Genomic DNA, 24,472 nt, shown 5'->3' on the forward strand with positions numbered 1-24,472 from the left:
CAACAACAAGCCTGTGTCCCATATCGTCAATCTGATGGACATCGCTGACCGGACTGGCAGACCTTTTACCGCACCCAGCTCCGTCATTGCCCGCCGCAAAACGCTGGGTGAGGATGCCATTAGAGTTCTGTTCGAACTGACACAACAGCACTGGCATGAAGAATCCCGGCATCCGCTCTGGAACGGGCTGACGCTGAACGCCGTTGATGGCGTGGTCTGGCGAACGCCCGACACACCGGAAAATGCCGCGGCCTTCGCGAAAGCGGAAAATCAGTACGGTGAAAAAGGTTTCCCGCAGGTCCGCATGGTGTGTCTGATGGAACTGAGCAGTCACCTGCTGCGCGCCAGCGTGATGGGCCGGTATGACGTTAATGAGATGCGGCTGGCGGCAGGACTGGCAAAGCAGGCACCGGATAATAGCGTGACGTTGTTCGACAGGGGCTTCTGGTCAACAGGCCTGCTGCATGACTGGCACAGGGCAGGTGAGAACCGCCACGGGTTGTTGCCGCTGAAAAAGGGCACGCAGTATGAGGTGATACGCAGACTGGGCAGGCAGGATGAACTGATAACGCTGAAGACCTCGCCACAGGCAAGAAAACAGTGGGAAGGTCTGCCGGATGAGCTCACTGTCCGGTTAATCAGCAGGAAGGTTAACGGTGTGGAACGTCAGGTTGTCACATCGATGACGGACGCGGTGCGTTACCCGGCGGCAGACATAGCAGAACTCTACAAACACCGGTGGGAAATCGAACTGGGGTATCGTGAGGCGAAGCAGTTCCTGTGCGGCAACCGCTGGACGCTGAGAAGTAAATTACCGGAGATGGTGAGACAGGAGCTGTGGGGGATACTGCTGACATACAACCTGGTGCGGTATCAGATGGTGAAAATGGCGTTCAGCCTGAAAGGAGATTATCTGCCGTATCAGCTGAGCTTCAGTGGTTCGGTGGCAGAAATCATGCGGCTGTTAATCGGGCTGCCATGATCCTCACCGGGGGCAGTGCCGGGACACCTGAAGCACTTCTACAGCAATGCCGCGATGCTGAAACTGCCGCCGAGACGGGAGCGGGAGTATGAAAGAGAAGTGAGGCAAAAAAAGCCCAAATACCCTTTTAAAAACAATGCCAGTCACCTTAAGTGACTGGCATTACCCGTTGGGTATTTTTTTATGCCTGGATGACGTGAGATTACAGGGGGTGATGTCGCATCACGCCTTCCTGCGCGCTGGATGCTACAAGAATCCCATCGCGCGTATAAAAATGCCCGCGCACAAATCCTCTGGAGCCTGAGGCTGAAGGACTTTCGACAGCATAAAGCAACCAGTCGTCCAGCCTGAACGGGCGATGGAACCACATCGTATGATCAATAGTGGCAACCTGCATTCCTCGTTCAAGGAAACCGAGACCATGGGGTTGTAACGCGGTGAGCAGGAAATTGCAGTCGGAGGTATATCCCAATAGATACTGGTGGGTTCGTTCATCATCTGGCATATCGCCGTTGGCCCGGCACCAAACATAGCGTACAGGTTCATCCACTTCGCCTTTTAATGGGTTGTGGAATTTTACCGGCCGCATTTCGATAGGCCGTTCGCGGGTAAAGGCATCTTTTAACGGAGCTGGAATGAGATGTTCCATGCTATGGGCGATTTCCCGCTCGGATTTCAATACTTCAGGCGGCGGGACTTGCGGCATGGTGTTCTGATGCTCAAATCCTGTCTCACGACTTTGGAATGAGGCGGTCATGTAGAAAATAGAGCGCCCATTCTGGATAGCACTAATTCGCCTGGCGCTGAAGCTATTGCCATCCCTCAAAATTTCGACGTCATAAATAATGGGCTTCTGACTGTCACCCGGCAGCAGGAAGTAACAATGGAACGAATGTACAAAACGTTCGGCGGATACGGTCTGTTTGGCTGCTGAGAGCGCTTGTCCTACGACTTGCCCGCCAAATACCTGGCGAAGACCCAGATCCTGGCTTCGGCCCCGGAACAAGCCTTCCTCAAGTTTTTCCAGGTTCAGAAGATCGAGAAGATGTTGTAATGCCAGACTCATGTTTTAAACCTGCAGCAGTTAGTGGTTTATCGTGATGGTATCGTCTTTATGGCGTAAACGTTGGCGAGTTTAGGTTATTTATTTCCACGGGGGAGTTGCATCACATATCAGTGCATTATCAGAATATTGCACCATGATTCCTGTATCTTATGAATCATACTGCATACCTTGATGCGGCTTTTCGGCCGACCGCCTGACAGAATAACTAAAGGAGACTTACCGTATGAGATTATGGCATATCTTTGGTGGTATTACGGTATCGATCGCGTTAGCCGGATGTACAAATCTGGAGAATTTTGGTTCAGCACTAAGAACTGATGCACCAGTGACGAGTATTGTTGGCACGCGAACGTCTATCGCAACGCCTGCGGTCAGCGGTACGGTGAATCTTCGTCAGAATATTGCTCTGCCGCCTAATGCCGTGTTGACCGTAACCGTATCCGATGCTTCTGCATCTGACGCCGCAGCGAAGGTGATTACTCAACATGTTGTTCGAACTAATGGGCAACAGGCACCTTTCCGCTTTGTTCTACCCTACAATGCGCTGGATGTGAGACCTGGCGCCAGGATATTGCTGAGTGCCGCCATTGCCATCAATAATCGAGTGGTATTGATTACTGAAAACCTTATCCCCGTCATCAGTAATGGTGTGAATAATGCTGATTTGATGCTGGTGCCGGTTGCTTCAGCTGCGGCCTCTGCTCAGTCGTCCGGGATGCTGCATTCGACGCAGCCAGCGCCTGTAATTGAAGGGCGTTCACCCGCTTCTGGCGGTTTGTTCTCGCAGTAATTCCCTCCTGCTTCTCGTTGGCGGTTCTTGTGTTTATCACTCGCATCACTCGCATCGCCAACGAAATCTTTCCAAATCAATTTTACCTGCTGCGTCCAGAATGATGCCTTCGGCAAGCAATGCACATTTTTGGCGTTGGTAATCGTCTCCCTGGAGTGATAGCTCTCCATACCGGTTTATCACTCGATGCCAGGGAATACGCGACCCTTCGGGCAGACTTTTTAATATGCCGCCAACCTGGCGTGATGCTCGTGGGGAGCCCGCCATACGGGCAATATCGCCATAGGTAGCAACAGAGCCATAGGGGATAGCCGCCACGGTATGGATGACTCGTTGTCGAAAACTATATTCGCTGACTGTCATAAGTGTTATTTGGCATCGAAAGCGGGTTGAACAGTATAAAGTGGTTATTGTTCACAGTGACAGCCACATTGATTCGGGATTATAAAAATGGGTAAGAAAACAGCGGTCGGACGTGGGTAACTTGCATTTGTATGGGGCATCACCGATAATGCCCGCCACTCCGCGCAAGTGGAGCCTTCAATGGAGGCCCTGTCGGTTCTCCCGCAACACTAGCTCGTGAACCCGGTCAGGTCCGGAAGGAAGCAGCCGCAGCGAGTGATGTGTGTGCCGGGATGTAGCTGGCAGGGTCTCCACCACTTCCGTATCTCATTTTCTCCATTTCTAACGCGCACGTTCGGATATCCGATAAATCGAGCATTATCCCCTGTATCAAACATGATATTACGTCACAATCGCTGAAAGACTCATCAGATAGAATCGACTATAAAAATTAATGTTGTGACAGTAGGTAATAGTTAAGAAATTTTGATGTTCTGAGAGTGATAAACTTTCATAAAAAGGCTGCGTCATCCACTATGAAAGTAAAATCAAATAAGAAAGATACACTTGGTTACAATGGGAGATGGGTTCTTTTCATATCTATAAAAAACAAAGGCCGACAAACGTATCGGCTCAGTGTCGTGAAATAGAATCGATCAACGCACGTATTTCCATACGGAAGTCGGTACTTTATCGTACAGCTTATTCATGGTGAGTTCAGCCAGACGATGGTCTGCCGCAGAGTAGAACATTTCCAGCTCATCGTTAGAAAGTTCATACTTATTCTTCTCTATAACACGCTCTAGCGTATCAATAGTGGTGCATTTACGCAGACGCATCAAATAATCGATTTTTTTCATAGTGACCTTGATAATTTTCCTGGATTAAAATTATAAAACAAATTATTACTTAAGTTCTTACTACCGTACAGATGCTCTTTTCTGAGAACAATCCGAATAATTCGGACTTTGATTTTTGCCATCTGCTCAACTCTGCATCATTGATACCGTAGTTGCTGAAGAGAATATAGGTATCGTCCAGATACTTTTCAACCCGCTCACACAACTCCTCTTCATTCGGGTATTTTATCTTGTAGGTAACAATAAATGCCGCTATATGCTCAATAAGCTCATTGAGCTGAAGATTTATCGCCGAGGTAGGGTCGTTGACCCAACCATGGCTGCTGTCGCCCAGATTGGCAATGCTCTCATCACGCAGATTTTCACACAAGAATCTGAGCTGGGCAATATCATAATTTCTGGGTGTGTACTCATCCATATCTATCCCTCCGTTAAACTATCGTTCAATATTGTTTAGGGTTGTCGCCAGTCAAACAGATAGAAAGTTAATGTGAAGAAGATAGAATGCCCCCGCGGTATTCTTTATTACTTGCTCTAAAGACTTCTCTGGGTGGCCTGGTGAATGTTAAAGAATGACTTAACGTCACTGTCAAAATCATCCTGCCTTAACTATAGCAGAAAATTTAACTGATGCTGCACCGACGGGTTAAAATGATCTCTATCAATACTGTATTACCAGGATGATTATGGTACTGATTGTATTTATCGACCATGGCTACAATAATGTTTAATTTTTTTACGAATGTACCGGGTTTATGTTCATTTCATTAAATTTAAAATCTTTGGTAAGTAATCATAATTTACTCTGTTTTTTTGTTTTTTGAGATGCTTATATTAGGATGATGAATAAGAGAGCAAGGCTAACTCACTGATTATTATATGATAACAGTTATGGCTACGTTTGTTGGGGCTCGGTGATGAGGGCGGGGTTTGTTTTTACGCCATGATGTGAACATATAAGCCTACAATTACATCCAGTATTGCTGTCACATCGCTGACAACGAATCGTCCCTGCATTGATAATGATGTGGGATATAATAAGCGGAAATTTGATGTATCCCGATAGATATATAGCATCCTCTGATACTGGGTTGAGTTGTTGATGACAGCAGAGGTGCCGGTTATTACTTCCTTCATGTATTGATATTATTTCCTTTTTTATGCACTCGTATGACTCGGTGTTGTTGGTGAGGAGTTTGCTGCACTCACAGTGAAGAATAGGTATTTCTTGTTTCTGTATTTTATTGATAGATGATTCAACGCTGCCAATCAGCAAAAATTAAAAAGGCCGCATACGCGGCCTTTGATTAATTCCATGGAAAATCAATGAGTTTCCGTTGAATTATCAGACGTGTGAGCGGTGTCTTTTTTCTGGCTAAAACGTTGGCGAACAACGACAAAGAATACCGGGACGAAATAAATCGCCAGTACCGTTGCCGTAATCATCCCGCCCATTACGCCAGTACCTACTGCGTTCTGAGCACCGGAGCCAGCGCCCGTGCTGATGACCAGCGGCACTACGCCCAGGATGAACGCCAGTGATGTCATCAAAATAGGGCGAAGACGCATGCGTATTGCTTCAAGCGTCGCCTCTATCAGGCCCTTGTTCTCTTTCTCCATCAAATCCTTGGCGAATTCGACGATCAGAATGGCGTTCTTGGCCGACAGACCGATAGTGGTTAACAGCCCCACTTTGAAGTACACGTCGTTTTCAAGACCGCGCAGGCTAGCTGCCATTACCGCCCCGAAGATCCCTAATGGAACCACCAGCATGACAGAGAAGGGGATAGACCAACTTTCATACAGCGCAGCAAGACACAAGAAGACCACTATCGCAGAGATAATGATTAAGGCTGGAGCCTGGTTGCCCGCCAGCCGCTCCTGGAAGGACATCCCCGTCCAGTCAAAACCGACTCCCGGCGGTAATTGGGTTGCCAGTGATTCCATCAATGCCATGGCTTCGCCGGTACTTTTCCCTGCTGCTGCTTCCCCTACCAACTCCACAGAAGGTAAGCCGTTATAGCGCTCCAGACGTGGAGAGCCATATTCCCAGTGTGCGGAGGCAAAGGCGGAAAATGGCACCATCTGGCCGGAGGTTCCGCGAACGTACCATTTCTGGATATCGTTCGGCAGCATACGGAATGGCGCATCAGCTTGTACGTAAACCCTCTTCACACGGCCCCGGTCAATGAAGTCATTGACGTAACTGCCCCCCAACGCGGTAGAAAGCGTCGAGTTGATTGTGGAGATAGACACCCCCAATGCTTCGGCTTTTTCCTGATCGATATCCAGACGGTACTGAGGCGTATCTTCCATCCCATTGGGACGTACACGAACCAACGTATCCGGATGTTGAGCAATCATTCCCAATAGTTGGTTACGGGCAGCCATCAGTTTATCGTGGCCGAGGTTGTTTTTGTCGATCAGCTCAAAGTCGAACCCGCTAGCGGTACCTAGTTCGATAATTGCAGGGATGTTGAAGGGGATAACCAGCGCTTCCTTGATTTGTGAGAAGTTGCCGAATGCACGACCGATAATGGCATCGACCTTGTTCGCAGCACCTTTCCGTTCATCCCAATCATTCAGGCTGGCGAATGCGATCCCCATGTTTTGCCCGCGACCGGCAAACCCGAAACCATTAACTGTAAAGACCGATTTCACATTCTCTTTTTCATGAGTCAGGTAGTAATCGTTTACCTGATCAAGAACTTTTTGAGTGCTTTCCTGTGTCGAACCTACCGGTAATTGCACCATAGTCAGCAAGACACCCTGATCTTCCTGCGGCAGGAAGGAACTTGGCAGACGCATAAACATCACTGCCAGCCCGGCTACGATGAACAGATAAACCACGACATAACGTCCGGTTGCTCGCAGGATATTGGCGACGCTATTGGTGTAATGATGAGTGCTTTTGTCAAACAGTCGGTTGAACCAGCCAAAAAAGCCTTTCTTCTCGGCGTGATGATCAATAGGTTTGAGAATAGTTGCACAGAGCGCCGGCGTCAGAATCAACGCGACCAGTACCGACAGAACCATGGACGATACGATGGTTACGGAGAACTGACGATAAATCGCACCGGTAGAACCGCCGGAAAATGCCATCGGAACGAACACGGCCGAAAGCACCAACGCGATACCGACTAGCGCTCCCTGGATTTGCCCCATGGATTTGCGGGTGGCTTCTTTGGGAGACAATTTCTCCTCAGCCATCACGCGCTCCACGTTTTCCACGACCACGATGGCATCATCCACCAACAGACCGATGGCGAGCACCATGGCGAACATGGTCAGGGTATTTATCGAGTAGCCAAATACGGAGAGGATGGCGAATGTACCGAGCAGAACCACTGGAACCGCGATGGTAGGAATCAGTGTGGCGCGGAAGTTTTGCAGGAACAGGTACATCACCACAAACACCAGCACGATAGCTTCGAGCAACGTTTTCAACACTTCATAAATAGAAATTTTTACGAATGGTGTGGTGTCATAAGGGTAAACGACCTTCATCCCTTCAGGGAAATTCTGTTCCAGCTTGGCGATTTCCGCTTTTACAGCTGCCGCTGTATCCAGAGCGTTGGCGCCGGTTGCCAGTCTAATCCCCAGGCCAGCGGCCGGTTGGCCGTTAAATCGAGCGACGACGCTGTAACTTTCACCGCCCAACTCAATACGAGCGACATTCTTGAGCCGAACTTGCGAGCCGTCCTGATTGACCTTCAACAAAATATTACCGAACTGTTCGGGCGAATTGAGGCGGGTCTGGGCAATGATGGACGCATTCATTTTCTGGCCCGGAACCGGCGGTGTTCCCCCTAACTGACCAGCGGCGATCTGGTTGTTCTGCACCGTGATAGCGGTAACGACATCAGCAGTGGTCAACTGATAGTTATTGAGTTTATCCGGATCCAACCATACGCGCATCGCGTACTGGGCACCAAATAGCTGAGTATCGCCAACGCCTAATACGCGGCTAATCGGATCTTTAATGTTGGAGCCGACATAGTCCGCAATATCTTGCTGGGTCATGTTTTTGTCATTACTGATAAAACCTAACACCATCAGGAAGCTACTGCTGGACTTCTGTACGCTGATACCTTGTTGCTGAACCTCCTGCGGCAGCAGCGGCATGGCGAGCTGCAGTTTGTTCTGCACCTGAACCTGAGCGATATCAGGGTTTGCCTTGGAATCGAACGTCACGGTGATCTGAACAGAACCGGATGAGTCGCTGTTGGACGACATATACAGCATGTTGTCCAGACCGCTCATGTTTTGTTCGATAACCTGCGTTACTGTATCTTGCAAGGTTTTTGCATCCGCACCGGGATAGGTTGCGGTAATCTGTATCGCTGGTGGTGCGATGGTCGGGTATTGTGCGATTGGCAATTTGAGAATTGCCAATGTCCCCGTCAGCATCACCATGATGGCGATTACCCATGCAAAAATGGGGCGATCAATAAAAAACTTGGCCATTGATTAGCGGCTCCTGTTAAGACTTGGCGGGTTGCTGCTGGGATGCCTGCCCGTTCCCAGAGGTGACTTCCTGGGCTTTTACCTGTGCGCCGGGTCGAATTTTCTGCAGACCGGTCACAATGACCTTATCGCCAGCTTTTACGCCAGACGTTACCAGCCACTTGTCGCCAATCGCCTGGGTGGTGACAACCGGGCGAATTTCAACTTTGTCGCCTTCTCCTACAACCATCACGGTCGCGTCGCCGCGTGGGGTTCTATTAACGCCTTGTTGCGGAACCAGAAGGGCATTGTTATCTACCCCGGCATCCAATTGTGCTCGAACGAACATGCCCGGCATCAGCAAATGTTCCGGGTTAGGGAAAATTGCACGCAACGTAATGGAGCCTGTCGTTTCATCTACCGTGACATCCGAGAATTGCAGCGTACCTTGCTGGCCGAACTGCATACCGTTATCCAGGAGTAGACGCACATTGGCTTTCCCGTTGCTTTGCTGCAGTTTGCCGCTCTCCAGCTCTTTTTTCAGTTTCAGAAAATCATTGGTGGATTGGGTGACATCCACATAAATGGGATCTAACTGCTGAATGGTGGTCAGCGCTGCACTTTGGGCATTGGAAACCAACGCGCCTTCGGTCACTGTCGATTTGCCGATGCGGCCGGAAATCGGCGCCGTTACACGGGTATAGGCCAGATTAATACGGGCAGTATCCAGCGATGCCTTGGCTGATTCGACGGACGCATCCGCCTGGCGTGCTGTGGCGACGGCCTGATCGTAATCTTGCTTACTGACGTAATTGGTGCCAACCAACGGTTTGTAGCGGTTGACGGTAAGACGTGCGATTTCTGCGCTGGCTTCGGATTGTGCCAAAGCGGCTTTGGCACTGTTGTATTGTGCCTGATACGTTGCGGGATCGATCTGATACAGTGATGAGCCAGCCTGAACGTCACTGCCTTCGATGAAGTTTCGTTTCAGGATGATACCGTTGACTTGAGGGCGAACCTCAGCAATACGGTAAGCGCTTGTTCGTCCTGGGAGGTCTGTAATAATAGTAAGCGGTTGCGTTTTTAATGTGACAACGCCGACTTCAGGCAACCCACCGCCTGGATGAGCGCCTTGTTGCGCACCATTATCACATCCCGTGAGCACCAGGCCGCCAGAAAGCATCAGCATTGCCGCCAGAGGCGTAAGCCTTCTGTTTTTATTCATAGATAAACCCCAAGTGTCCGATGTTTAATTGACCAATGGATCACAAGCCTTAAAACCCATTGCTGCGATAATTTTGTTCTCATGCTATGTTACATACATTCGTGAATGTATGTAAGTCACTCTACTCTTTCAAAACAACACCATGGCACGAAAAACCAAACAGCAGGCGCAGGAAACCCGACACCAGATTATGGACGCTGCTTTACGTCTTTTTTCTGAAAACGGGGTTTCCTCTACATCATTGTCTGATATTGCAACGGCAGCCGGAGTGACTCGTGGTGCTATTTACTGGCACTTCAAAAACAAAGCCGAACTTTTTGATGAGATTTGGGCAAGAACCGAATCAAAGATTGCTGTTTTTGAAGCAGAGTATCAGTCAAAATTTCCTGATGATCCACTGCATGTATTACGAGAGTTACTGATTTACATTCTGGAATTGTCCAAGTTGGATGACGAATGGCGTTCCATGATGGAAATCATTTTTCATAAGTGCGAGTTTGTTGGGGAGATGCTGCCGATACTCAATGGCCGCAGGGAACTTTATCGTGACTGCTATGGCAAAATCGAAGCGTCTTTGCAGCGATGTCGAGGGCCGGGAATGTTGCCGGAGAATCTCGATGTGCGTCGTGCTGCGATCGTGCTGCATGCTTATGTCACTGGCATAATGGAAAACTGGCTGTTTAAGCCCAATCTGTTTGATTTAAAAGACGAAACACCATTTTTGGTCGATGGTGTTATTTATATGTTGCAGCATTGTCCGTCGATGCGTTTGCCTGACTGATCTTACTCTTCCTGATTATCACCTGTGTTTGCCCCAATATGACGGTTTGGGATTTATCTCAAATCGCGCGCGCCGTTCCGTAGGGCGCTTTCTCGCCGGCGCTCACGTAGGCCTGGTGCCGTCGCTGAGTAGTAAAACCAGGCGAAGGGGAGTGAACATCATGTTAAAAATGAGGCGATGTCCTGGGGATGATTCGCATACCTCGCTATGATCATCCGTGTTAAACTGCGCCATCTTCGTTAATCTGATGATGAATTATGAGTCGCCGGTCAGCTGTTTATCCTTTTTTACCTTTCTTCCCCACTTTTCGTTTGCCTGTTGATGTATTGCATCGTGTTCTGCTGTTGTTTATCGTCGCGCTGAGCCTGACATGTCCCATGGCGACATCTTTCGCCGCGGCCGGCGACGTACCGACTCGGGCGGACATTCAGGGCCGTCTGGATACGTTGAACAAACAAAAGAATCCTACCTCCGCCGATAAGCTGACCCAGCAGGATTTATCCCAGACGCTGGATTTGCTGGACGCTATCGATCGGGTTAAACAGGAAACCAACCAGCTTCGCCAACAGGCGGCACAGGCGCCGGCAAAGCTTAAGCAAGTTAATGAGGATCTGGTGTCGATGACGGGGGCCGCGCCGACGTCATCGCAGTCGCTGGATTCGCTGCCGCTCAAACAACTGGAAGCCCGACTGAACTCCACACTGGACGATCTGCAGTCCGCGCAGGAAAACCTGTCGACATACAACAGCCAGCTTATTTCCCTGCAAACCCAGCCGGAAAGAGTACAAAGCGCGTTGTATGCCGCGTCCCAACGCAGCCAACAGATTCGTAATCAACTCAATGGGATCGAACCCAACCGGGAGCCTTTGCGTCCTAGCCAGCAGACATTGCTGCAGACGGAGCAGGTGCTGGTCGGTTTGCAAATGGAGCAACAGCGTAAAAGCCTGGAAGTGAATACGACGCTGCAGGATCTGTTGCAGAAGCAGCGGGACTATACCGCAGCGCAGATCAGCCAGTTGGAACATATGGTGCAGACGCTGCAAGGCGTCATCAATAACAAACGTCTGACCCTGTCGGAAAAAACCGCCAAGGAAGCGCAGAACTCTGATGAATTGCAGCGGATCCAGGAAAACCCGCTGGTCAAAGCGGAAATGGATGTGAACCATCAGCTCAGCCAACGCCTGATTAAGGCGACGGAAGCCGGGAATACGTTGGTGCAGGAAAGTATTCAGGTGAAAAATTGGCTGGATCGTGCGACGCAGTCGGAGCGCAATCTGAAAGAGCAAATTACGGTGTTGAAAGGCAGTTTGCTGCTGTCGCGTATTTTGTATCAGCAGCAACAAAATCTGCCGTCGGCCGATTTGCTCAGCGACATGAGTGAGCAGATAGCCGATTTACGCCTTGAGCAGTTCACTATCAATGAGCAGCGGGATTTGTTGTTCCGGGGGGATGAATATATCCAGCAACTATTGGCCCGCAATAGTAATGTGCAGGTTAATGAAGAAGTCACCGATGCGTTGACGCAGATTCTGGATATGCGCCGCGAGTTGTTGGATCAGCTGAATAAACAGCTTGGTAATCAGTTGATGTTGGCGATCAATCTGCAAATTAGCCGTCAACAGTTGATGAGCGTTAATACGTCATTACAGCGAACGCTGACGCAACAGATTTTTTGGGTGAGCAGCAATAAACCGATGGACTGGAGCTGGCTGAAAGACTGGCCATCGGCCGCGAAGCAACAGTTCAAGACGTTTCACCTCAGCATCAAGGCGGAGCAACTGTGGCAAGGGCTGGTGTCTTCCTTAGTGTTCATCATCCCTGCGCTGCTGGTCGTCGGGGGGCTTTACTGGCGACGAAAAACAATTGATGGGTATATGGCGAAACTGGCCGGCGACGTCGGGCAGCTTAAGCGCGACAGCCAGTTACACACGCCGCAGACCATCCTGCTGGTGATGCTGCGTACATTGCCGGGCGCGTTGGTGATCCTGTGTCTGGGCATTTGGCTGCAGTGCACCGACAGTCAAATCAGCAGCTTTGCCTGGCAACTGAGCCAGAATCTGGCGTTGTTCTGGTTGGTATTTGGTCTGGCATGGTTCAGCCTGAGCCCTGGCGGATTGTATGAACGTCATTTCGATGTTCCCATTTCCCGTTGTTCTCATTACCGCCGTCAGACGCTGCGCCTGGGGGGCGCGTTGTTGCCGCTGATGTTCTGGGCCGTGTTGGGGGATAAAGCGCCGCAGTATCTGGTCGGAGATGTCATCGGCCAGACTGTCGTGGCGTGTAATCTGCTGTTGCTGACGATTCTGGTGTTCCCGATATGCCGTGATAGCTGGCGCGCTAAAGATCACCATACGGCTCGGTTGATGGTGGTGACGGTGCTGGCAGCCATGCCGCTGTTTCTGATCGGATTGATGCTCAGTGGGTACTTTTATACGACGCTGCGCCTGTCCAGTCGTTGGACCAACAGCCTTTACCTGCTGATTGTCTGGAATATCGTGTATTTGACGACGTTCCGCGGGTTAAGCGTCGCGGCCCGGCGTTTGGCTTACCGCCGCGCTATCGCTCGACGCCAGAATATGGTGAAAGAGGGGGCGGAAGGCAGCGAGCCGGTGCCGGACGCGCCGATGGCGTTGGAGGAAATCAGCCAACAGTCGTTACGACTGGCGACGCTGGCTCTGTTGCTGATTTTTTCGGGCGCACTTTATTGGATCTGGGCCGATCTGGTCACGGTATTCTCTTATCTCGACAGCGTTACGCTGTGGCATTACACCGTAGCGGGTGCCAATGGCACCGTGCTGCAGCCTGTAACGCTGAACAATGTGCTGGTGGCGCTGGTGATTGGCGTGGTTGCCTATATCATGACCCGCAACCTGCCTGGTTTGCTTGAAGTATTGGTACTCTCGCGGCTGCAATTGCGGCAGGGAACCTCATACGCCATCACGACGATTCTGACCTACTTGATTACCGCGGTGGGCGCCGTGTCGTCCCTCAGTTCGCTCGGTGTTTCGTGGGATAAACTGCAATGGTTGGTCGCCGCGTTGTCCGTGGGGTTAGGCTTCGGTTTGCAGGAGATTTTCGCCAACTTTGTTTCCGGCCTGATTATTCTGTTCGAAAGACCGGTGCGTATTGGCGACACCATTACCATCGGGTCGTTTTCGGGTTCAGTCAGTAAAATCCGGATTCGCGCCACCACGATTACCGATTTTGACCGAAAAGAAGTCATTATTCCGAACAAGGCATTCGTGACTGAGCGCCTGATTAACTGGTCGCTGTCGGATACCATCACCCGCGTATTGATTCGTATCGGCGTGGCCTATGGTTCCGATCTGGACAAAGTGAAAGAGGTTCTGTTGCAGGCGGCGCGCGAAAACTCACGTGTGATGACGGATCCGGAGCCACAGGTGTTTTTCCTGGCGTTCGGCGCCAGTTCGCTCGATCATGAATTGCGTCTGTATGTGCGGGAACTGCGAGACCGTAGTTATACCGTGGATGAACTCAACCGCACGATCGATCGCCTCTGCCGCGAAAACGGGATTGATATCGCCTTCAATCAACTGGAAGTGTACCTGCATAATTCACAAGGTAGCGAAGTAAAAGAAGTGTCGCGCGTGTTGGCGCAGGATGCGCCAGATAAACCGGAATAAGGCTCATGCTCATGGCCGGAACAGCGAGTGTTGTTCCGGCCTTGTACTAAGCATCCGACGTGGTTGGTGTTTGGCGAAGTTTTTTCTGATAGTCCAACCGGATAATTTCCAGTGCCGCCAGCACGACCGCCGGTTCTATCCGGTTGTCCTCCAACAGCATAATCAGGTCTACCGCCAGTTTGACTTCCGGGGGTTCGTCTTTCAGAGGCATAGGATGGCTCCTCGCGTTACGTCGTTATGACAGGCCGTGTTCCTGCCGTTCTATCTGGCGTTCCAGCCGTTTCAACGCCTGACGGCAGCGTTGCAGGCGTCCTTCAAGCGCAGCCAATTCCCTCTGTAGTCGCTGTTGTTCATCCAGTTGGGTTTGTGCGGCGAGCAGACTTTCCCGATCCTGCACCATGGCCAGTAGTCGCCGTTCATATCCCTGATATTCCGCTAATTTTTGATACAAATCTGCTGATTCGGCATGTACGGGTTCACGCTCTCGCAGCGCCTGAGTCGCCAATTCCCGTTGCAATGCGGTGATTTGAGCCAGCAACTTCTCCGCCAGAAACGCGACGCGCTCATGGTTTTGGTCTTGTACATACAACGCTAAGTATTGGTAGTTCTGTCGTATTTCGTCCAGATAGTGGCGCAACCGTGTGTCGTGGCCACCGAACAACTGGCGATCAAAGCGGGATGAACGCGCCTGTTGTTCGGCGATCGGTGCGATTTCCCGGGCCAGCGTTTCGATCTGGCGATGAAGCGCCGCCAGCAGAGCCTGCGTGTTCATGTGGATGACGCCTCCATCATCGGGCGTTTAGACCGTATATTTACGACGGTCTGCCGCTGTGAAATTTGAAATCAGCATCCGGGCGGGTGATAAGCTCGGCCTCGGCCGCGGCGAAAAATGCGATGCGCGCGCTGATATCTCTGCCGGCGATCTGTTCCGCCAGCGCCAGATAATCTTGATAGTGGCGGGCTTCCGAGCGCAATAGCGAGATATAGAATCGTTGCAAATCCTCTTCCAGATAAGGCGCCAGTCTGGCGAACCGTTCGCAGGAACGCGCTTCGATAAAGGCGCCGATAATCAGTTTATCCACCAGCGCATCAGGTTCATGGGTCGTGATGCATTGTGTCAGCGCTTTGGCATAGCGGCTGGCGGGAACGCTCTGATAAGGAATGCCGCGCTGTTCCATGATTTCCAGTACCTGATAGAAATGGTGCAGCTCTTCTTTGATAAGCAACACCATTTTATCGATCATATTCTGACTGTAGCTGCAATCTGGGCGCGGCGTGAGCTGTTTGGATATGTGACTGGTGGCGCGCAATGACGCCAGCGATCCTGTTTTTTTGTAGGCGAAATCTTCGTAAGGGGAGAGCCACTCCGTCAGTTGTCGTCGTCCCTGTTCATCGACTGCATAACGTCGCATCAGAAAGGCGGCGCTTTGTGCCGCTTTCAGTTCGCACAGTAGGTGATCGCGCAAAAGAATGGGCAGATTTTCGGGGCGTTGCGCTTCCCGAATCCATTCGTCTGGCGTTTCGGTCAATAGAAAATGATGGATGGGCGCGAGAATTGAACAGTCAAACATGGATGTACGGCGGCGGATTGATTGAGTTAACGTGTGGTTATGATACAACAATTCCCAGATGTTGTGAGCAATCGCCGGGCGCGGGAGGATGGCATGTATCGTATGGCATTGATAGTCGTTGGGTGGTTGGCGGTCGCACTGGCAGCACTCGGCGTGGTGCTGCCGTTGTTGCCGACGACCCCTTTTCTGTTGCTGGCCGCCTGGTGCTTTGCCCGTTCATCGCCGCGGTTTCATTACTGGCTGCTTTACCGATCCTGGTTCGGTGGTTATCTGCGCCACTGGCAGCAGCATCGTGCGTTGCCGCCCGGCGTGAAAGGAAAAGCAATGGCTGTCGTCATCGTCACGTTTGCGCTCTCTCTGTGGCTGGTGGATATCGTCTGGGTCAGAGGCGTATTGTTGGCGATTCTGACGGGATTGCTGGTCTTTATGCTGCGGTTGCCGGTTATTGATCCGACGCAACAAAAAACGCGCTGACGATGGTGGGCTGGTTGCATTTGGCGGTCAGTTTGACTAGATTTGAGCGTTTTCGTGCGCAGGCCGCGATGTTGCCTTTTCCGCAGACGGTCTCGCCGACCACGGGAATGAAGTATGTCTGAAGGGAAAAGCGGGGGGCGATTTTTCGTCAACAGAGATTGTCCCGCAACGCCTCGGGCATAACGTCGCTTTTCATTGACCGGCCAACCGGGCGTGCGGTGACTGCTATAGGGTATATGGCAGCCGCGGCCGGCACTTCAGTAAACAGAAAGTTTTATCGGGCACAAGATTATGACCGCAACTCAGCAGCCAGAATTGATTAAAAACAGTATCAAAAGCATTCCCGACTATCCGAAGCCGGGCATACTGTTCCGTGATGTCACCAGCCTGCTGGAAAACCCTCAAGCATATTCGACAAGCATCGACATGCTGGTGAATCGCTATCGTAGCGCAGGTATTACCAAAGTCGTCGGTACCGAAGCGCGTGGTTTCCTGTTCGGCGCGCCGGTGGCGCTGGCGCTGGGCGTCGGTTTTGTCCCCGTGCGTAAACCCGGCAAACTGCCGCGCCAGACCATCAGTGAAAGTTATGAACTGGAATATGGCACCGATACGCTGGAAATTCACGCCGATGCGATTACCACAGGCGATAAGGTACTGGTCGTGGATGATCTGCTGGCGACCGGCGGTACGGTAGAAGCCACGGTAAAACTGATCCGCCGTCTGGGCGGCGAAGTGGCGGATGCCGCCTTCATTATTAATCTGTGCGACCTCGGCGGTCAGCAGCGCCTGGAAAACGTAGGTGTGGCCTGTTACAGCCTGGTCGACTTCCCCGGCCATTAATGACGGCAGTCTCGCCGATGGCGGCGAGACTGTGTTAGCATCACTTCCTTAATTACTCAACTGCCGCGGTATCGATGAGCTATCAGGTTCTTGCCCGTAAATGGCGCCCCCAAACCTTTGCCGATGTCGTGGGTCAGGAGCATGTCCTGACTGCGTTGGCCAACGGTTTGAGCATGGAGCGTATTCACCATGCCTACCTGTTTTCCGGTACCCGGGGAGTGGGAAAAACCACTATTGCCCGACTGCTGGCCAAAGGGCTGAACTGCGAACAGGGCGTCACGGCAACGCCTTGCGGGCAGTGCGATAACTGTCGGGAAATCGAGCAAGGGCGTTTCGTCGATTTGATTGAGATCGATGCCGCTTCCCGTACCAAAGTGGAAGATACCCGCGACTTGCTGGATAACGTGCAGTACGCGCCTGCTCGCGGACGCTTCAAGGTCTATCTGATCGACGAAGTGCACATGCTTTCCCGCCACAGTTTCAATGCGTTGCTGAAAACACTGGAAGAGCCGCCGCCGCATGTTAAATTTCTGCTGGCGACCACCGATCCGCAGAAGTTGCCGGTCACTATCCTTTCCCGTTGTCTCCAGTTCCATCTTAAGGCGCTGGATCCTGAAGCGATCCGCCAGCATTTGCAGCATGTACTGCAGGAAGAACATGTGGCTGTGGAGCCCCGGGCGCTTCAACTGCTGGCGCGTGCCGCCGATGGCAGCTTGCGCGATGCATTGAGCCTGACTGATCAGGCTATCGCCATGGGGCAGGGTAGCGTCTCCGCCACGGTCGTCAGCCACATGTTGGGCACGCTGGATGATGAACAACCGCTGTCGTTGCTGGAAGCCGTAGTGAAAGCCGATGGCGAACAGGTCATGGCGCTGCTGGAGCAGGCTGCTGCGCGTGGTATGGATTGGGAAGCGCTGTTGGTAGAAATGCAAACGCTATTGCATCGCATCGCAATGTTGCAGCTGCTGCCTTCTGCGATCGGCGATGAATATGCATCGGTCGAGCCGCGGTTGCGAGAGCTGGCCAGAGTAACCCCGCCCGCGGAAATCCAGCTGTATTACCAGACGTTGCTGGTTGGGCGCAAAGAACTCCCTTATGCGCCGGATCGGCGCATGGGGGTAGAAATGTCGCTTTTGCGGGCGCTGGCATTTCATCCGCAGCAAGTGATTAGCGAGCCGTCTCCCACTGTTGTGGCGCCGGTGACGATACCGCCGGTCGCGGCGGAAACGCCGCCCGTGACATCGGCGGCGCCGGCCCGACGCACAGGTGCGGCAGAGCCGCCTGCGATGGAAACGCCACGCTCAACGGATGCACCGCCGATGCCTGACGAGCCTCCGGCCGCATTGCCCGACAGTACCGCGCAACTGTTGCAGGCGCGCAGTCAATTGTTGCGTCGTCAGGGGACGCCCCCGACAAAAAAGGACTGAGCCGGCGGCGTCGGGAAACGCCCGGCCGGCAACATCAGCGCTGGAACGGCTGGCTTCGGTAACGGAGCGAGGACAGCAGCAGATGGCGGCCCGCACGGCCGAGCAGAAGGCGGAAAAGAAGCCGGAAGCTTATCGTTGGCGGGCGCAACAGAAAAAGAAGCGCCGCCGGCGACTGCGGTCGCTACGCCAAAGGCGCTCCGTTCCGCTCTGGAGCATGAAAAAACGCCGGAACTGGCGGCCAGACTGGCGGCGGAATCGCTGTCACGGGATGCCTGGGCGGCGGAGATCGATAGCTTGCCGCTGCCGAAACTGGTGCAGCAGCTGGCGCTGAACGCTTTCAGGGAAATGCCGCAGGAAGGTGAAGTGCACTTGCATTTGCGCTCGTCCCAGCGCCATCTGAATACGGCGGCGGCGCAGAAGGCGCTGGCAGATGCGCTGGCGGCGCATTACGGTCGTCCTATCCATTTGGTCGTTACCGAAGATGACAACCCGGCGGTAAGAACGCCGCTGGAGTGGCGCCAGGCAATTTATGAAGAGAAACTGGCGCAGGCGCGCCAGTCGATTATGTCTGATGCTAATATTCAAACGCTGAGACGTTTTTTTGACGCGGAACTGGACGAAGAGAGTATCCGCCCCGTTTAACCCCGCTGCCGTCGGCAGCCTTAAGTGGTAGAGAGAGTGCTATGTTTGGTAAAGGCGGTTTAGGCAATCTGATGAAACAAGCCCAGCAGATGCAGGAAAAAATGCAGAAGGCGCAGGAAGAGATTGCCAGTATGGAAGTCACCGGCGAGTCCGGCGCCGGTCTGGTCAAAGTCACTATCAATGGCGCGCATAACTGCCGTCGGGTTGAGATCGATCCCAGCCTGATGGAAGACGATAAAGAAATGCTGGAAGATCTGATCGCTGCGGCGTTCAATGATGCCGCCCGCCGTATCGCCGAAGCGCAGCAGGAAAAAATGGCGTCGGTTTCCAGCGGTATTCCGTTACCGCCGGGCTTTAAGATGCCGTTCTGATGCAAACCAGTCCGCTTCTTGAATCGTTGATGGATGCGCTGCGCTGTCTGCCGGGTGTCGGGCCCAAGTCAGCGCAGCGCATGGCTTTTCATCTGTTGCAACGCGATCGCAGCGGCGGTATGCGGTTGGCGCAGGCGCTGACCCGCGCCATGTCGGAGATCGGTCATTGCGCCGATTGCCGGACGTTCACCGAGCAGGACGTTTGCACGATTTGCGCCAATCCGCGCCGTCAGCAGAACGGGCAGATTTGCGTGGTGGAAAGCCCGGCGGATATCCACGCCATCGAGCAGACCGGGCAGTTCGCAGGGCGTTACTTCGTATTGATGGGGCACCTGTCGCCGCTGGATGGCATCGGGCCGGGCGATATCGGGCTGGATCGGCTGGAAGCGCGTCTGGCGACTGAATCCATCAGCGAAGTGATTCTGGCCACCAATCCTACAGTCGAAGGGGATGCCACGGCCAACTACATTGCTGAACTTTGCGCCGAACATGGCGTGATGGCCAGCCGTATCGCCCACGGCGTGCCGGTCGGCGGCGAGCTGGAAATGGTCGATGGCACCACGTTGTCTCATTCGCTGGCCGGTCGTCATCCGATCAAATTCTGAATATCCCTCCAACGGAATAATGCAGCCGGTTGCCCGGCTGTTTCTTCATGATGATATATCGCGCCATCTGTGTCGTTGATGGTCGATTTCCCCCTTGAAATCCGGGATGACGATCCCCATCTGTTGCTCATCTTCCGCTAATCAGCCTGAATAATTACGTATTGAGGTAAGTGATAATGAGTATGAAAGGCCAAGAGACTCGTGGCTTCCAGTCAGAAGTAAAGCAACTGCTTCACCTGATGATCCATTCGCTGTATTCCAACAAGGAAGTATTCCTGCGTGAATTGATCTCCAACTCGTCGGATGCGGCTGATAAATTGCGTTTCCGCGCGTTGTCCGCCCCTGAGCTGTATGAAGGCGACGGCGAGTTGCGGGTTCGGGTTTCCATCGATAACGACAAGCGTACTCTGACGATTTCTGATAACGGCATCGGTATGAGTCATGATGAGGTGATCGATAACCTCGGGACGATTGCTCGCTCCGGTACCAAAGCGTTCCTGGAGTCTCTGGGTTCTGATCAGGCGAAAGATAGCCAACTGATCGGTCAGTTTGGGGTCGGGTTCTATTCGGCGTTCATTGTGGCGGACAAAGTCACGGTGCGTACCCGCGCGGCAGGTACGGGTGCGGATCAAGGCGTGTTCTGGGAGTCCACCGGCGAAGGCGAATACACCATCGCCGAGATCGTCAAGCCTGAGCGCGGGACTGAAATTACGCTGCATCTGCGTGAGGGCGAGGACGAATTTCTCGATAGTTGGCGCGTTCGCTCCACCATCAGTAAGTATTCCGATCACATCGCGTTGCCGGTAGAAATCGAAACCCGCACCGAGAGCGAAGAGGAAGGCGGCGAAACCACCGTCAGCTGGGAGAAGATCAACAAAGCCCAAGCGCTGTGGACTCGCGGCAAGTCTGAAATCAGTGATGAAGACTATAAAGAATTCTACAAACACATTGCCCATGATTTCACTGATCCGCTGGTGTGGAGCCACAATCGGGTCGAAGGCAAACAGGAGTACACCAGCCTGTTGTATATCCCGGCCCAGGCGCCGTGGGATATGTGGAATCGCGATCACAAACACGGACTGAAACTGTATGTGCAGCGCGTGTTCATCATGGATGACGCGGAACAGTTCATGCCGACCTATCTGCGTTTCGTGCGCGGTCTGATCGATTCCAACGATCTGCCGCTTAACGTTTCCCGTGAAATTCTGCAGGACAACCGCGTCACCCAGAATTTGCGTACTGCATTGACCAAACGTGTATTGCAGATGCTGGAGAAGCTGGCGAAGGACGACAGCGAAAAATACCAGACTTTCTGGCAACAATTTGGTCAGGTACTGAAAGAAGGCCCGGCGGACGACGGCGGCAACCGCGAAGCGATTGCCAAACTACTGCGTTTCGCTTCCACCCACGCCGACAGCTCCGCGCAGACGGTATCGCTGGAAGAGTATGTCGGCCGTATGGTGGAAGGCCAGGATAAGATTTACTACATCACCGCCGACAGCTATGCCGCCGCCAAGAGCAGCCCGCATCTGGAGCTGTTCCGCAAGAAAGGCATCGAAGTGCTGCTGCTGTCCGATCGTATTGATGAGTGGATGATGAGCTATCTGACGGAGTTCGATGGCAAATCCTTCCAGTCTGTCAGCAAGGCGGATGAGTCGCTGGACAAGCTGGCGGACGAAACGGATGACAGCCAGAAAGAAGCGGATAAAGCGCTGGAACCGTTTATCGAGCGTGTGAAAGGGTTGTTGGGCGAACGAGTGAAGGATGTGCGGCTGACGCATCGTTTAACCGATACGCCTGCCATCGTCACGACGGATGCCAACGACATGAGCACCCAGATGGCGAAACTGTTTGCCGCTGCGGGTCAGAACGCGCCGGAAGTGAAGTACATTTTTGAATTGAACCCGGAGCACCCGCTGGTGAAACGCGCCGCCGATGCCGGCGATGAAGGGCGGTTCGGCGAGTGGGTGGAACTGCTGCTGGATCAAGCCTTGCTGGCTGAGCGCGGCACGCTGGAAGATCCCAATCAGTTTATCCGTCGGATGAACCAACTGCTTACCGCCTGAGCGGAATATCACCTGATTTCCGCTATCGCGGAGTGAGGGGGATGACGACGGCGCCGCAGAAACGGCGCCGTCGTCGTGTTTACCGTGCTGTTCATGAGCCGTATTCCGACGTATTGGTCCGCCACGCGGTCATTCGTTTCTGTTATCCGCGGTTTTCCCGTCCCAGTACCTTCGTCTACACTTTCAGAACGTCCGAACATATTTCGGATCGGTGCCAGTGAATATTGGGCTTTTTAGCCGTTTTAGGGGCGTCACGCGCTATTTGTCAGTTTTTGATGGATTTTAGGCATCGAGTCGCCGCTGAACCGAGCCCGTTCCTTGAGGAAGACCCTGCGGAATGGTATGGTTTAGCGTTTTTCAAATTTTTTTTAAAAACTACATAGCAAGGGGAATTACGCGATGCGTATTATTCTGCTGGGCGCTCCGGGCGCAGGCAAAGGTACTCAGGCTCAGTTTATCATGGAGAAATACGGGATTCCGCAGATCTCTACGGGTGACATGCTGCGAGCGGCGGTAAAAGCCGGTACTGAACTGGGCAAGCAGGCCAAGGAAATCATGGACGCGGGTAAACTGGTGACGGACGAACTGGTGATTGCCCTGGTAAAAGAACGTATCGCTCAGGACGATTGTCGCAATGGTTTCCTGCTGGATGGTTTCCCGCGCACGATTCCTCAGGCAGACGCCATGAAAGAGGCGGGTATCAGCGTCGACAACGTGATCGAATTTGATGTGCCGGATGAACTGATCGTCGAACGCATTATTGGCCGCCGCGTGCATGCGGCATCCGGTCGCGTCTACCATGTGAAATTCAATCCGCCCAAGGTGGAAGGTAAAGACGACGCGACGGGCGAAGACCTGTCAGTCCGTAAAGACGATCAGGAAGACACCGTGCGTAAACGTCTGGTGGAATATCATCAGCAGACCGCTCCGCTGGTGGACTACTATCAGCAAGAAGCCGCAGCCGGCAATACCCGTTACCACAAAATCGACGGCACACGCGCCGTTAGCGATGTCAGCGCTGAACTGGCCCGTATTCTGGGCTGATTCTTCGGCGATATCGAAAAATGCCAGACTCGGGTCTGGCATTTTTTTTAGGGGAATGCCCGCCGGTAGGGTGGTCGTCTCGGTGGTGATAAGCGCGCCTGACGCTGTTTTCGTTGCAGCGCGGCGAAGATTCGAACCGATTGTTATTTGCCGGTAGGTTTCGCCTGGGCTATCAGCACTGACGATTGCTGGCATTGGTTTTTACCGCCGGGCCGGTCATTCTTCCTCGTCACTTTTTCGTTACAATGGCAGCCCGTTATTGGTGAAAGACATGATGCCGAGTCATTGGTTGTATGAGGAAGGGAGCAATGCCGAAAGAGAAGCAGGGTGTATTGATGGTGAATCTGGGGACGCCGGATGCACCGACGCCCAAAGCGGTAAAGCGTTATCTGGCGGAATTCCTGCATGACCGTAGAGTGGTGGATCTGTCGCCGTGGCTATGGTACCCGCTGCTGCACGGCATCATCCTGCCCACTCGTTCCCCCCGCGTCGCCAGGCTGTATCGTTCCATCTGGACGGCGGAAGGTTCGCCGTTGCTGGTGTTGAGTCGACGGCAGCAGCAGGCGTTGGCGCAGCGTCTTGGCGATACGCCGGTGGAGCTGGGCATGAGTTACGGCGCTCCAGGGTTACAGTCCGCGATTGACCGGCTCCTGGCGCAGGGGGTGACGCAGCTAACTGTTCTGCCGATGTATCCGCAGTATTCCTGTTCTACCACCGCATCCGTATGGGATGGCGTCGCTCGCTGCCTGCAAGGCCGGCGCAGTATACCGGGCGTCCGGTTTATTCGTGATTACGCTGAACATCCGGCCTACATTGCGGCGCTGAAACATCGGGTGGAAACCTCGTTCGCCGAACACGGCGTACCGGATCGTTTGGTGGTGTCGTTCCACGGTATTCCGCAGCGCTATGCGGATGAAGGCGACGACTATCCGCAACGTTGTGCCGCCACGACGCGGGCGTTGACGGCGGCGCTCGGTTTACCGCCGGAGCAGGTGCTGATGACGTTTCAGTCGCGTTTCGGCCGCGAACCCTGGCTGACGCCCTATACGGATGAAACCATGGAAAAACTGCCTGCTCAGGGCGTCCGGCATATTCAGGTCATTTGCCCCGGCTTTGCGGCGGATTGTCTGGAAACGCTGGAGGAAATCAAGGAGCAGAACCGGGAGCTGTTTCTGCATGCGGGCGGCGCCTCTTTTACGTATATCCCGGCCCTGAATGACGACCCGCTGCATATCGCGTTGCTGCAACAACTGGCGACATCGTCCGACTGACGGATCCCGTCGCGCCAAACCAGGC

At 52.9% G+C, this 24,472-nt stretch carries 19 protein-coding genes, 1 other RNA gene and 2 pseudogenes; 13 read left to right on the forward strand and 9 right to left on the reverse strand.

The features are described 5' to 3' along the window. A pseudogene (locus DPA2511_RS21095) lies at positions 1–1,138 on the forward strand (IS4 family transposase); the annotation flags it as partial. Positions 1,139–1,184: 46 nt separating this feature from the next. Here DPA2511_RS21095 and tesB read toward each other — a convergent pair. Beyond that, the gene (gene tesB, locus DPA2511_RS05170; protein WP_012764627.1) at positions 1,185–2,048 is read right to left on the reverse strand and encodes an acyl-CoA thioesterase II; all 864 of its coding nucleotides are present in this window, start codon (positions 2,046–2,048) and stop codon (positions 1,185–1,187) included. Positions 2,049–2,271: 223 nt separating this feature from the next. Between tesB and DPA2511_RS05175 the strand changes: the two genes are divergently transcribed. Then, positions 2,272–2,838 (forward strand): YbaY family lipoprotein, encoded by a 567-nt coding sequence (locus tag DPA2511_RS05175; protein ID WP_012764628.1) that lies wholly within the window; start codon positions 2,272–2,274, stop codon positions 2,836–2,838. A gap of 45 nt (positions 2,839–2,883) precedes the next feature. On the opposite strand, the gene DPA2511_RS22635 is transcribed toward DPA2511_RS05175, so the two are convergent. Further along, entirely contained in the window at positions 2,884–3,201 is a 318-nt protein-coding gene (locus DPA2511_RS22635) for an MGMT family protein (RefSeq protein WP_012764629.1), read from the reverse strand. A gap of 190 nt (positions 3,202–3,391) precedes the next feature. Between DPA2511_RS22635 and ffs the strand changes: the two genes are divergently transcribed. Further along, an RNA gene (ffs, locus tag DPA2511_RS22640) (signal recognition particle sRNA small type) lies at positions 3,392–3,488 on the forward strand. Between the two features lie 348 nt (positions 3,489–3,836). Here the strand turns inward: ffs and DPA2511_RS05180 are convergent. From DPA2511_RS05180 to DPA2511_RS05195, 4 genes are all read right to left on the reverse strand, one after another. Continuing rightward, positions 3,837–4,040: an HHA domain-containing protein gene (locus DPA2511_RS05180; protein WP_012764630.1), complete on the reverse strand. Its 204-nt coding sequence runs from the start codon at positions 4,038–4,040 to the stop codon at positions 3,837–3,839. Between the two features lie 49 nt (positions 4,041–4,089). After that, a complete protein-coding gene (tomB, locus tag DPA2511_RS05185) occupies positions 4,090–4,458 on the reverse strand; it encodes an Hha toxicity modulator TomB (RefSeq protein ID WP_012764631.1) in 369 nt (122 codons plus the stop codon). A 905-nt stretch (positions 4,459–5,363) separates the two neighbouring features. Beyond that, entirely contained in the window at positions 5,364–8,507 is a 3,144-nt protein-coding gene (locus DPA2511_RS05190) for an efflux RND transporter permease subunit (protein WP_012764632.1), read from the reverse strand. A 16-nt stretch (positions 8,508–8,523) separates the two neighbouring features. Further along, complete coding sequence (locus DPA2511_RS05195) at positions 8,524–9,711, reverse strand: efflux RND transporter periplasmic adaptor subunit (protein ID WP_012764633.1); 1,188 nt, start codon at positions 9,709–9,711, stop codon at positions 8,524–8,526. Positions 9,712–9,853: 142 nt separating this feature from the next. Between DPA2511_RS05195 and acrR the strand changes: the two genes are divergently transcribed. Both acrR and mscK read left to right on the forward strand, forming a co-directional pair. After that, entirely contained in the window at positions 9,854–10,492 is a 639-nt protein-coding gene (acrR, locus tag DPA2511_RS05200; RefSeq protein ID WP_012764634.1) for a multidrug efflux transporter transcriptional repressor AcrR, read from the forward strand. Positions 10,493–10,749: 257 nt separating this feature from the next. Then, a complete protein-coding gene (gene mscK, locus DPA2511_RS05205; RefSeq protein ID WP_012764635.1) occupies positions 10,750–14,136 on the forward strand; it encodes a mechanosensitive channel MscK in 3,387 nt (1,128 codons plus the stop codon). Positions 14,137–14,182: 46 nt separating this feature from the next. On the opposite strand, the gene rsmS is transcribed toward mscK, so the two are convergent. From rsmS to miaE, 3 genes are read right to left on the reverse strand one after another with little or no spacing between them, the layout of a single operon-like run. Beyond that, positions 14,183–14,347: a pleiotropic regulatory protein RsmS gene (gene rsmS / locus DPA2511_RS22645; RefSeq protein WP_012764636.1), complete on the reverse strand. Its 165-nt coding sequence runs from the start codon at positions 14,345–14,347 to the stop codon at positions 14,183–14,185. A gap of 24 nt (positions 14,348–14,371) precedes the next feature. Further along, the gene (gene priC, locus DPA2511_RS05215) at positions 14,372–14,908 is read right to left on the reverse strand and encodes a primosomal replication protein PriC (protein ID WP_012764637.1); all 537 of its coding nucleotides are present in this window, start codon (positions 14,906–14,908) and stop codon (positions 14,372–14,374) included. A 40-nt stretch (positions 14,909–14,948) separates the two neighbouring features. Further along, on the reverse strand, positions 14,949–15,707 hold the full coding sequence (miaE, locus tag DPA2511_RS05220; protein WP_012764638.1) for a tRNA isopentenyl-2-thiomethyl-A-37 hydroxylase MiaE: 759 nt from the start codon (positions 15,705–15,707) through the stop codon (positions 14,949–14,951). Between the two features lie 93 nt (positions 15,708–15,800). On the opposite strand from miaE, the gene DPA2511_RS05225 reads away from it, so the two are divergent. The 8 genes and pseudogenes from DPA2511_RS05225 (at position 15,801) to hemH (ending at position 24,447) form a co-directional block, all read left to right on the forward strand. Further along, positions 15,801–16,181, forward strand: coding sequence for a DUF454 family protein (locus tag DPA2511_RS05225; RefSeq protein ID WP_012764639.1), 381 nt, complete (start codon positions 15,801–15,803; stop codon positions 16,179–16,181). A gap of 291 nt (positions 16,182–16,472) precedes the next feature. Continuing rightward, positions 16,473–17,021, forward strand: a complete 549-nt coding sequence (apt, locus tag DPA2511_RS05230) for an adenine phosphoribosyltransferase (protein ID WP_012764640.1) — start codon at positions 16,473–16,475, stop codon at positions 17,019–17,021. Positions 17,022–17,095: 74 nt separating this feature from the next. Continuing rightward, positions 17,096–19,090 (forward strand): annotated as a pseudogene (gene dnaX / locus DPA2511_RS22350) (DNA polymerase III subunit gamma/tau). 41 nt (positions 19,091–19,131) lie between these two features. Beyond that, positions 19,132–19,461, forward strand: a complete 330-nt coding sequence (locus DPA2511_RS05240) for a YbaB/EbfC family nucleoid-associated protein (RefSeq protein ID WP_012764642.1) — start codon at positions 19,132–19,134, stop codon at positions 19,459–19,461. After that, positions 19,461–20,066 carry a recombination mediator RecR gene (recR, locus tag DPA2511_RS05245; RefSeq protein ID WP_012764643.1) on the forward strand — a complete coding sequence of 202 codons (606 nt, stop codon included), beginning with the start codon at positions 19,461–19,463 and terminating at the stop codon, positions 20,064–20,066. The genes DPA2511_RS05240 and recR overlap by 1 nt, the downstream gene beginning before the upstream one ends. A gap of 182 nt (positions 20,067–20,248) precedes the next feature. Beyond that, a complete protein-coding gene (htpG, locus tag DPA2511_RS05250) occupies positions 20,249–22,132 on the forward strand; it encodes a molecular chaperone HtpG (RefSeq protein WP_194250220.1) in 1,884 nt (627 codons plus the stop codon). Between the two features lie 399 nt (positions 22,133–22,531). After that, entirely contained in the window at positions 22,532–23,176 is a 645-nt protein-coding gene (gene adk, locus DPA2511_RS05260; RefSeq protein ID WP_012764646.1) for an adenylate kinase, read from the forward strand. Positions 23,177–23,484: 308 nt separating this feature from the next. After that, positions 23,485–24,447, forward strand: coding sequence for a ferrochelatase (gene hemH, locus DPA2511_RS05265; protein WP_012764647.1), 963 nt, complete (start codon positions 23,485–23,487; stop codon positions 24,445–24,447). Positions 24,448–24,472: the final 25 nt, after the last annotated feature.

It is taken from the genome of Musicola paradisiaca NCPPB 2511 (assembly GCF_000400505.1).
Classification (GTDB): Bacteria; Pseudomonadota; Gammaproteobacteria; order Enterobacterales; family Enterobacteriaceae; genus Musicola; species Musicola paradisiaca.